Origin of the sequence: Streptomyces sp. NPDC047000 (assembly GCF_040644295.1) — a bacterium.
GTDB lineage: Bacteria > Actinomycetota > Actinomycetes > Streptomycetales > Streptomycetaceae > Streptomyces.
This window is the reverse complement of sequence record NZ_JBEYWE010000018.1, coordinates 157,332-167,916: the sequence shown is the minus strand read 5'-3', so window position 1 is coordinate 167,916 and position 10,585 is coordinate 157,332. Positions and strand designations below refer to the sequence as shown.

The following is a 10,585-nucleotide window of genomic DNA, read 5'->3' as shown; positions in this document are numbered from 1 at the left end:
GCGGCGTCCGGTGCGTGCTCTCTGGGGGTCCCCCCTGCTCGAAGAGCTTGGGGGAGTGCCGGCCGGAAGTCCTCGTACTGGATGTACTCGGGCTTTCGGCCGGTGCGGCGAGAGGGCGTGCCGGGCGTCGCGACGGGCGAACGGTGCCTGCCGCGGTGCTAGCGGCTCGCCTCGCGCAGGGCCGAGGCGGTCGCCGTCGGGTCGTAGTCGTCGGCGACCCCGGGGACCAGGATGATGTCGCCCCGGATGTGCCGGGACCGCAGCGGGACGATCGCCCGGTAGGCGGGCGAGTCCCACCAGTCGCGTGCCTCGGTCATGGAGGGGAAACCGATCACGACGACCCCACCGGGCCAGTCGCCCTCCATCACCTCGTGCTGCGCGGCGTGCACCAGGAAGCGGCCCCCGAAGGGGACGAACGTGCCGGTGACACGCTCGAGGTACTCGGCGAGGTCCGGATGGGGGGCGGCTTCCTGCAGATGGGCGATCGCGTAGGCGGGCACGGTCGTGGTCCTTCCGATCGGCGGGAACGCGAGGGGTTCCGAGCATGCCATGCGCGCCCCGCCGCACAGGTGACCGGACCGCGGACGGGCCGGACGCGTCCCGGACCCGGCGGCGCCTACCTCGCCCGCAGCACCTCGCGGAGGGTGTCGAGGACCGCGGGGTCCTCGATGGTGGAGGGGGTCGCCACGTCGCGGCCGTCGGCGATGCCGCGCATGGCCTTGCGCAGGATCTTCCCGGAGCGGGTCTTGGGCAGGGCGTCGACCACGGTGATGTCGTGGAACGCGGCCACCGGGCCGATCTGGGTGCGCACGGCCGCGACCAGTTCCGCGCGCAGGGTGTCGGCGTCGATGCTCACGCCGGACTTGAGCACCACGAGACCGCGCGGGAGCTGGCCCTTGACCTCGTCGTGGACGCCGATCACGGCGCACTCGGCGACCGCGGGGTGGCCGGCGAGGGCGGCTTCCATGGCGCCGGTGGACAGGCGGTGCCCGGCGACGTTGATGACGTCGTCGGTGCGGCCCATGACGAAGAGGTAGCCGTCCAGGTCGAAGTAGCCGGAGTCGCCGGTGACGTAGTGGCCCTCGTGCTGGGAGAGGTAGCCGTCGATGTAGCGCCGGTCGTCCTCCCAGAGGGTGGACAGGGTGCCGGGCGGCAGGGGCAGGGCGATCGCGATGTCGCCCTCCTGGCCCGCCTCCAGGGGCTCGCCCGTGGCCGGGTCCAGGATGCGTACGTCGTAGCCGGGCACGGGCACGGTGCAGGAGCCGGGCTTGGCGCGGCGCGGGTCGAGACCGCGCAGGTTCGCCGCGATGGCCCAGCCGGTCTCGGTCTGCCACCAGTGGTCGGTGACGGGCACGCCGAGCTTCTCGTGGGCCCAGCGGTAGGTGTCGGGGTCGAGGCGTTCGCCGGCCATGAACAGGTCGGTGAGGCAGGAGGTGTCGTAGCGGGCGAGTCCGGTCGCGTCGGGGTCGGTCTTGCGGATGACGCGCAGCGCGGTCGGCGCGGTGAACAGGGCCTTCACCCCGTACTCGGAGATCACCCGCCAGAACGCGGCCGCGTCGGGCGTGCCGATGGGCTTGCCCTCGTACAGGACGGTGGTGGCGCCGGCCAGGAGGGGCGCGTAGACGATGTACGAGTGCCCGACGACCCAGCCGACGTCGGAGGCCGCCCACCAGACGTCGCCGGGTCCGATGCCGTAGACGTTGGCCATCGACCAGGTGAGGGCGACCGCGTGGCCGCCGGTGTCGCGCACGACGCCCTTGGGGCGGCCGGTGGTGCCGGAGGTGTAGAGGATGTAGAGGGGGTCGGTGGCGGCGACGGGGACGCAGTCGGCGGGCTCGGCGGCGGCGACCAGTTTCTGCCAGTCGAGGTCGCGGGGGCCCAGTTCGGCGGGCGACTGCTCACGCTGGAGGACCACCACGTGCTCGGGCTGGTGCTCGGTGGTCGCGAGGGCCTCGTCGATGATCTTCTTGTAGTCGACGATCCGGTTCGGCTCGATGCCGCAGGACGCCGCGACGACCGCCTTGGGACGGGCGTCGTCGATGCGGGCGGCGAGTTCCTTGGGGGCGAAGCCGCCGAACACCACGGAGTGGACGGCGCCGATCCGCGCGCAGGCGAGCATGCCGATGATCGCTTCGGGCACCATCGGCATGTAGACGATCACCCGGTCGCCCCTGGTGACGCCGAGCGAGGTCAGCGCGCCCGCGAACAGGGCGACGGCGTCGCGCAGTTCGGCGTAGGTGTAGGACGCCTTGGTGCCGGTGACCGGGGAGTCGTACAGGAGGGCCGCCTGCCCGCCGCGGCCCGCGGCGACATGCCGGTCGAGGGCGTTGTACGCCGTGTTGAGCTCGCCGTCGGGGAACCACCGGTAGAGGGGTGCCCGGGAGTCGTCCAGGGCCCGGGTGGGCGGGCGGGACCAGTCGACCGCCTCGGCGGCCTCCAGCCAGAATCCCTCCCGGTCGGCCAGACTGCGCCGGTACTCGTCGGCGTACGTCCCCATGAGGCCCTCCTCGCTTCGTTGCGGCTCTCGTATCTCACCACGCCGGAGGCCTGGCCGGAATGTGAGCAATCCCCTTCGGACGAGGTCGAACCGAACGCCCCGCCCGTCCGTGCCCGCCCGGCTCGGCACCGGGACGCGGCCCCGGTCAGAGCAGCCGGCGGATGTCGCCGCGGACCCGGTAGAAACCGCCGGCCGCGGTGTGCAGGGCGTCCACGACATAGCGTGCCCCGGGCTCGCGTATCGCGCGAGGGAACTGCACGTTCCACGTCGGTTCGTAGCCCTCGGTGAGCACGTGCACCCGCGTCCGGCCGCCGTTTTGGACGCACTCGACGACCACCGATCCGGTGGGCGCCTGTGTCACGGTGGTGACCGCGGTCGCGGTGGTGGCGGGGACGTAGGTGGGCAGCGCGGCGGCGAGCTTGACGTCCCGCGCGACCGGCACGTCGCCCTGCTGGGCGGCGGCGACGGCCGCCTCGCTCGCGTCGACGCAGACCAGGGAGCCCTCGGTGGTCACCAGGTAGAGCCGCTCGTCGTGGTACTGCATCGAGAGCGCGGACCCGGCGCCCGTGCCGAGTTTCCACAGCCGGGTGCCGTCCCGGTCGAAGCAGTAGACCGACGAGGACGAGTCGCCCGCGAAGACGAACCGGCCGCCGGGGGAGGTGGCGCACGAGTACACCGCGCTGTCGCAGCCGTACGTCGCCTCGACGGCGCCGGTGGCCTTCGACAGCCGCTGGACCACCCGGTGGCCGGTGCCCGCGTACACCGCGTGGTCCTCCTGCCAGCCGAACAGGACGGCGCCCCGGGTGTCGGTGTGCCACAGTTCGCGGCTGCCGTCGGGGGTGTAGGCGGTGACGCCGCGGTGGTGGCCGTGGTAGACGGCCCGGTCGTCGGCGCGCACCAGCCAGGCGTGCTCGCCCCGGCTGCGGCGGGACCACTGGTGCTCGTCCTCGTGGTCGATGACGGTCAGCCCGCCGTTGCGGTCGGAGACGTCGAGCACGCCCTCGTGGATGTCGAGCCAGAAGATGTCGACGTCCGCCGCGACGTCGTAGGCCGCGAACGGCAGCTTGGAGGAGAGGTCGTAGACCTTGCCGTCGTCACAGCCCGCGTAGATCCAGAAATCGTCCGCGACCAGGCACTTCACTCCGTCCGGCAGGCTGAAGCGGGCCAGCATGCCGCCCTCGTGGTCGAGGGAGTAGACGTCCCCGGCCTGGTTGCCGACCCAGCAGCGCTCGCCGTCGACGTGGATGCCGAAGGCGGCGGAACCGGTGCGGAAGCGCCACAGGACCGGGGCGACGGCGCGCGCGGTGGAGGGCGCCGAGGTCACCTGGCGGCGGGTCACCGCACGCGGGGCGCGCTGCCCCTGGACGGCGGGGGCGTACCCCCTGCGGACCTTCTCCCCCACCTTCTTCGCGGCGGCGGCGCGGGCCTTGTCGGCGGTGGGGAAAGTGCTCGTCTGGACCTGTCCGGCGGCGCCGATCCGGCCGTAGCGCACGGTCACGGTCTGCCCGTCGACGGCGACCTCGTAGAACTTGTGCGCTCCTCCGTCGTCCTGCGACAGCTCCAGATACGTCGTCGACACCGTGGCACCGGCAGACATGGCAGTCCCCTCCCCGCACGGACCCGCGGCCGTTCCGGCGGATCCCAGTGATCACACCGTAGGAGGGGGCACTGACAATCGGGCTCCGGCCGGTCCCGCGACGGCCTCGTCGCCGGTACGGCGGCGGTAGGACGGCGGCAGGACGGCAATGCGGCGGCGGTACGGCGGTGTCGCCGTACCGCCGCCGTACCGGCGACGCCGTGCCCGCGGCAGCCGCGGGTCCCTACACCGTGGCCTTCCCGGGGACCGCCGCCGCGCGGGAGCGGCCGAACCGCTGGCGGACCAGCGAGACGCCCACCACGGCCAGGGCCACCAGGGTGGACAGCACCACCTGGTCGCGGCCGCCGCCGCTGGCCGTGTCGGTCAGCATGTAGAGGAGGACGAAGGTGATCAGACCGATGGTCGCCCAGGTCAGGTACGGGTACAGCCACATCTTGACGACCAGCGAACCCGGCGCCTCGTTCTGGATGATCTTTCGCATCCGCAGCTGGGAGAAGCAGATCACCAGCCAGACGAACAGGGCGATGGCACCGGAGGAGTTGAGCAGGAACTGGAAGACGGTGTCCGGCCACAGGTAGTTGAAGGCGACGGCGACGAAGCCGAAGACCACCGAGGCGAGGATGGCCGTGCGCGGCACACCGCGCCCGGTGGTCCGTCCGAAGGAGGCCGGGGCGTCACCGCGGCGGCCGAGCGAGAACGCCATGCGGGAGGCCGTGTAGAGGCCGGAGTTGAGACAGGACAGCACCGAGGTGAGCACGATGGCGTTCATGATCTGCGCGGCGTGCGGGATGCCGATGGAGCTGAGGGCGGCGACGTAGGAGCCCTGCTTGAGGATGGCGGGGTCGTCCCAGCGCAGCAGCGACACGACGATCAGGATCGAGCCCAGGTAGAACACCGCGATACGCCAGATGACGCTGTTGGTGGCCCTGGTGACCGCGCCGCGCGGGTCGGGGGACTCGCCGGCCGCCAGGGTGACGATCTCGCTGCCCATGAAGGAGAAGACGACCATCAGCACGCCGGTGAGGATCGCGCCGGGTCCGTTGGGCAGGAATCCGCCGTGCGCGGTGAGGTAGGAGAACCCGGAGGCCGGGTGGTCCGAGCCGGGCAGCAGGCCGAAGACCGCGAGGGCGCCGAGGGCGATGAAGGCGACGATGGCGACGACCTTGATGCCGGCGAACCAGAACTCGAACTCGCCGTAGGAGGCCACGGAGACCAGGTTGCTGGCGGTCAGCACGACCATGACGATCAGCGCCCAGCCCCACTGCGGCACCGCCGGGACCCACCCGGCGAGGATCTTGGCGCCCGCGGTGGCCTCGACGGCGAGGACGACGACCCAGAAGAACCAGTACAGCCAGCCGATGGTGAACCCGGCCCAGCGGCCCAGCGCCCGGTCCGCGTAGGCGGAGAAGGAGCCGGAGGTGGGGTTGGCCGCGGCCATCTCGCCCAGCATCCGCATGACGAGGACGACGAGGACGCCGACGAGCGCGTAGGAGACGAGGATGCCCGGTCCCGCGGCGGCGATGCCGGAGCCGGAGCCGACGAACAGTCCGGCGCCGATGACACCGCCGATGGCGATCATCGACAGATGGCGGTTCTTCAGCCCGGCCTTGAGGCCGTCGTCGGCGGAGGGGGTGTCGCCGGCGGGGGGCGGTGACGTCGTGGTGGCGGCGGGGGAAGGTGTGGTCATCTCGACATCCATGGAGGGAGAGCGGACGAGGACATGCACGGGCGGACCGGGCGGCGAGCCGCGGGGTCCGCCGGGGACGGACATGAAGTCGACGCGTCGCGTTCCGCGGGCAGGTGGGTACGCGATCACGGCTGCCGTGACGGCAGGGAACCGATGCTGCGGCGCGGGTACTGCGTGAGCGCTGCGTGGGTACTGCGTGGATGCTGCACAGGTGCCGCCGCCCCGGGCCGTCCGGACGGCGACGGGCCGACGGGCCGGCCGTCAGGAAAATAGTTCACCTGGATCAGAAAAAACAAGGGTGTCCGGCCGGCGACTTTTCCCCGCCGGCCCCTTGCGCCCCGGGACACCGGCCGCCACCAGGTCTTGTTTAAGTGTTCACCATGCCCTAATTTTTTGCGCAGCGGGACACCGCCCCGCCGGGGCGGTCGCCGGCCCGGCCGGCCGAAGGCCCCCGTCCGTCCCCCGTGGGAGCCCCCATGCACCACTCCGCGGCCCTGTCGCCCAGGACACCCCTGATCCGGCGCCGACGTGCCCCGTGACTCCCGGACACCCGCGGTTAGGGTTGCGCCGTGGTGAACGCAGCGGGCAAGTTCGGGCCCTACAACCCGCCGGTCCCGGCACGGCCGGCGTCCGGCGCCCCGGTGCTCGACGCCCGGGTCCTGCCCGGCCGGGGCCAGACCGGCGCGGAACTGGTCCGCTCGCGCATCGCTCTCCGGGTGCGGCTGTGTTCCGTGGCACCCGGCGACCGGCTGCCCGACGCGGGGGTGCTCGCCGAGGAGCTCGGCATAGGTGAGATCACCGTGCGCCGCGCGCTGGAGGGCATGTGCCAGGACGGTCTGCTCGACCGCAGACGCGGCCGGACGGGCGGCACCTTCGTCGCCCGGGGCTGGGACACGGTGGTGGCCCTGCTGCACGACGCCGACGAGGCCGCGTCGCTCGGCGCCTTCCATCTGCTGCTGGAGTGCGGGCTCGTGGCGCACGGCGCCGGCGAGCTGCCGCCCGGCGCGCTCGACGGGCTCCAGGCGCTGGTCGACGAGACGGCCCTGGCCGGCGATCCGGCCCGGCTGCGCGAACTCGAGACCCGCTTCCACCTCGACCTCGCCGAGACGCTCGGCGGCGCCGGGATGCGTGAGCTCACCGCCGACCTGCTCGGCAGGCTGTGCCTGGTCCGGGCCGCCCCGGACCCCGGCACCGTACGGGAGCTGAACCGCTGCCACGCCGATCTACTCGCCGAACTCCACGGCGGCGCGCTGGACGGTGCCGTCCGGGCGGTGAAGGCGCACCGTCACGCCCCTGCCGCCTCCGGCTGATCCCCGCCCGCAGCGACCCGGCAGGCACCCGCACCCGGAACCCCGCCCCGCCCCGCCGCAAGGACAACCGCCCCTCACCGCCTCACCACCCCGCCTCACCGCACCGCACCGCAGAAGGAGCAGCCGCCATGTCCGACCACGGAGCAGCCGCCGGCCCACCGCCGGCGGCGGGCCCGCCCCGCGGTGCTCCTCAGCGGCTGCGCGGCGGCGTCCTCGGCATGGCGGACATCGCCGCCGCCACGATGGCCAACGTGGGCCCGGCGATGAGCTTCTTCTTCGGCTTCGCGTTCCTCGCCACCACGGCAGGCGTCGCCTCCCCGCTGACCATCGCCGCCGCGGGCGTCGCGGTGGCGCTGCTGGGCAACACGCTCGCCCAGTTCTCCCGCGCCCACCCCTCCGCGGGCAGTTTCATCACCTTCGTCGGCAAGACGTTCGGGCCGGTCAGCGCGGTGACCACGGCGCTGCTCGCCGGGCTCGGCTACATCATCGGGATGGCCGCCGTCATCGCGGTCTCCGGCGGGTTCGTCCAGATCACCCTGCACCACTACACCGGCGTGGACCTGCCGTGGATCGTCTGGACGCTGCTGCTGACCGGGGGCGCGGTGCTGCTGATGGTGCGCGGGGTGGTCGTGTCCACCAAGTGGGCGGGCTACTTCTTCGGCGTGGAGATGCTCGTCCTGGTGGCCGTGTCCGTGGCGGCGCTGGCCGAGCACGGCGGCCGGCTGTCCGCCGCGCCGTTCCTGCCGACGCACCTCACCCACGGCGTCACCGGTCTCGCGGCGGGCTTCCCGCTCGCGGTGTACCTGTTCATCGGCTGGGAGAACTCGGCGGCGCTGGCCGAGGAGACGGAGAACCCGCGGCGCAACGTCGGCCGCGCGGTGTTCTTCTCCGTCGCGATCATGACGGTGAGCTACATCCTCTTCGCCTACGCCACGGTCACCGCCTTCGACTACGACGTCGAGCGGCTCGGCGCCGCCCGCATCCCCTTCGTCGACGTCGCCCACGGCACCCTGGGCGCGCTGGCCTTCCTCGCCTACCTGGGGGGCCTGACCTCCACCCTGGGCGTGCTGATCGCGGGCATCAACTCGCAGGCCCGGCTGATGTTCAACGCGGGGCGCGAGGGGCTGCTGCCCGCGTTCCTCGGGTATGTGCACCCCACCCGCCGTACGCCGGACAACGCGATCGTGACCTTCGCCGGGACCTCGCTGCTGATCATCGGGGTGTGGGGGCTCGGGCACCTCGTCGGGGCGGCCGACGGGCCGATGAACCCCGTGGTGTTCTTCACGGAGTCCTCCAGCCTGGGTTCCCTCCTGATCCTGCTGGTGTACCTGGCGTCCAACATCGCCCTGCCGCTGTACTACCGCCGCTACCGGCCGCAGGAGTTCCGCACGGTACGGCACCTGGTGCTGCCGGCGATCGGCGCGCTGGCGATCCTGGTGCCGCTGTACTACCTGGCCAAGCCCGGCCAGCCCGCGCCGTACAACTGGTTCCCGGTGGTGGCGCTGGCCGCGCTGCTGGGCTCGGTCGCCTACGCCGCGCTGCTGGTGCGGCGTGATCCGGGGCTCGCCGAGCGGGTCGGGTCGGTGGTCGCCGACATGGAGTAGCCGCGGCGGGGCCGGCCCCGGTGTGCCGTCGGGCCCCGGCGCACCGGCGGACCCCGGTGGGCGTCGGGGCCCGCCGCCGAGCGGGGCGCGCCGCGGTGGCTCTCAGCCGCCGAGGGCCGCCAGCACCACCGACCTGGCCTCCTCCTGCACCCGGGCGAGGTGGTCCGGGCCGAGGAACGACTCGGCGTACACCTTGTAGACGTCCTCCGTGCCCGAGGGGCGGGCCGCGAACCAGGCGTTCGCGGTCACCACCTTGATGCCGCCGAGGGCCGCCCCGTTGCCCGGCGCCTCGGTGAGCACGGTGGTGATCTCCTCCCCCGCCAGGGACCGCGCGGTGACCTGGGCGGGCGACAGCTTCGCCAGCAGCGCCTTCTCCTCACGGGAGGCGGGTGCGTCGATGCGGGCGTAGGCGGGTTCGCCGAAGCGCTCGGTCAGCGCCGCGTAGTGCTGCGACGGGGTGCGTCCGGTGACCGCCGTGATCTCGGAGGCGAGCAGCGCCAGCAGGATGCCGTCCTTGTCGGTGGTCCACACCGAGCCGTCCCGGCGCAGGAAGGAGGCGCCGGCCGACTCCTCGCCGCCGAACCCGAGGGTGCCCCCGGCCAGGCCGTCCACGAACCACTTGAAGCCGACCGGCACCTCGACCAGTTCCCGGCCGAGGTCGGTGGCGACACGGTCGATCATGCCGGACGACACCAGGGTCTTGCCGACGGCCGCACCGGCCGGCCAGCGGTCGCGGTGGTTGAAGAGGTAGGCGATGGCGACGGCGAGGTAGTGGTTGGGGTTCATCAGGCCCGCGTCCGGGGTGACGATGCCGTGCCGGTCGGCGTCGGCGTCGTTGCCGGTGGCGATGGTGAAGCTGTCGCGCCGCTCGATGAGGGAGGCCATCGCGTACGGGGAGGAGCAGTCCATCCGGATCTTCCCGTCCCAGTCCAGCGTCATGAACCGCCAGGTCGGGTCGGCGTGCGGGTTGACCACGGTCAGGTCGAGGCGGTGCTGTTCGGCGATCCGGCCCCAGTAGGCGACGGACGCCCCGCCCAGCGGGTCGGCGCCGATGCGCACCCCGGCCGCGCGGATCGCGTCCAGGTCGAGCACGCCCGGCAGATCGGCGACGTAGGTGCCGAGGAAGTCGTAGCGCTGCGTGGTGGGGGCGGCCAGGGCGGTGGTGTACGGGACGCGGCGCACGTCCTTGAGGCCCGCCGCGATGATCTTGTTGGCGCGGTCCTGGATCCAGGAGGTGCTCCCGGAACCGGCCGGGCCGCCGCTGGGCGGGTTGTACTTGAAGCCGCCGTCGGCGGGCGGGTTGTGAGAGGGCGTCACCACCACGCCGTCGGCGAGGCCCGACGCGCGCCCCCGGTTGTGGGTCAGGATCGCGTGCGAGACGGCGGGCGTCGGGGTGTAGCCGTCGGCCTCGTCGATCAGCACGGTGACGCCGTTGGCGGCGAACACCTCGAGGGCGGTGACCCGGGCGGGCTCGGACAGGGCATGGGTGTCGGCGCCCAGGAAGAGCGGGCCGTCGGTGCCCTGGGCCGCGCGGTACTCGCAGATGGCCTGGCTGGTGGCGGCGATGTGGTCCTCGTTGAACGCGGTGTGCAGCGAGGAGCCGCGATGCCCGGAGGTGCCGAACGCCACCCGCTGTCCGGGGTCGGCCGGGTCGGGGTGCAGGGCGTAGTAGGAGGTGACCAGCCGGGCCACGTCCACCAGGTCGTCGGGGCCGGCCGGCCTGCCTGCTCGTTCGTGCGGCATGGGTCCGTTCCTCCGCGTCGGTTGATCGTTCGGTCTGGGTCTCATCCTGCCTCGTCATCCGGCGGGGAAACGACCCGAGGGGACGGGAGGGGACGGGGGCGGGCCTGCGCACCGGCACCGGACACACAGCACCCCCACCGAAACGAC

Annotated in this window: 7 protein-coding genes; 2 read left to right on the top strand and 5 right to left on the bottom strand. The window is 72.8% G+C overall.

What is annotated here, in order from left to right:
* Nucleotides 1–158: 158 nt before the first annotated feature.
* The 4 genes from ABZ862_RS25960 to ABZ862_RS25945 all read right to left on the bottom strand — a co-directional run bounded on the left by ABZ862_RS25960 (nucleotide 159) and on the right by ABZ862_RS25945 (nucleotide 5,781).
* Nucleotides 159–500 carry a DUF1330 domain-containing protein gene (locus ABZ862_RS25960; protein WP_360962426.1) on the bottom strand — a complete coding sequence of 114 codons (342 nt, stop codon included), beginning with the start codon at nucleotides 498–500 and terminating at the stop codon, nucleotides 159–161.
* A gap of 116 nt (nucleotides 501–616) precedes the next feature.
* Nucleotides 617–2,497, bottom strand: a complete 1,881-nt coding sequence (locus ABZ862_RS25955; RefSeq protein WP_360962423.1) for a propionyl-CoA synthetase — start codon at nucleotides 2,495–2,497, stop codon at nucleotides 617–619.
* Nucleotides 2,498–2,642: 145 nt separating this feature from the next.
* Nucleotides 2,643–4,094 carry a WGR domain-containing protein gene (locus tag ABZ862_RS25950; RefSeq protein WP_360962420.1) on the bottom strand — a complete coding sequence of 484 codons (1,452 nt, stop codon included), beginning with the start codon at nucleotides 4,092–4,094 and terminating at the stop codon, nucleotides 2,643–2,645.
* A 223-nt stretch (nucleotides 4,095–4,317) separates the two neighbouring features.
* The gene (locus ABZ862_RS25945) at nucleotides 4,318–5,781 is read right to left on the bottom strand and encodes an amino acid permease (RefSeq protein WP_360962417.1); all 1,464 of its coding nucleotides are present in this window, start codon (nucleotides 5,779–5,781) and stop codon (nucleotides 4,318–4,320) included.
* Between the two features lie 569 nt (nucleotides 5,782–6,350).
* Here ABZ862_RS25945 and ABZ862_RS25940 point away from each other — a divergent pair.
* Both ABZ862_RS25940 and ABZ862_RS25935 read left to right on the top strand, forming a co-directional pair.
* Complete coding sequence (locus ABZ862_RS25940) at nucleotides 6,351–7,091, top strand: FCD domain-containing protein (protein ID WP_360962414.1); 741 nt, start codon at nucleotides 6,351–6,353, stop codon at nucleotides 7,089–7,091.
* Between the two features lie 128 nt (nucleotides 7,092–7,219).
* Nucleotides 7,220–8,695: an APC family permease gene (locus tag ABZ862_RS25935; protein WP_360962411.1), complete on the top strand. Its 1,476-nt coding sequence runs from the start codon at nucleotides 7,220–7,222 to the stop codon at nucleotides 8,693–8,695.
* 102 nt (nucleotides 8,696–8,797) lie between these two features.
* Here ABZ862_RS25935 and pgm read toward each other — a convergent pair whose 3' ends face one another.
* Nucleotides 8,798–10,438 carry a phosphoglucomutase (alpha-D-glucose-1,6-bisphosphate-dependent) gene (pgm, locus tag ABZ862_RS25930; protein WP_360962408.1) on the bottom strand — a complete coding sequence of 547 codons (1,641 nt, stop codon included), beginning with the start codon at nucleotides 10,436–10,438 and terminating at the stop codon, nucleotides 8,798–8,800.
* Nucleotides 10,439–10,585 lie beyond the last annotated feature (147 nt).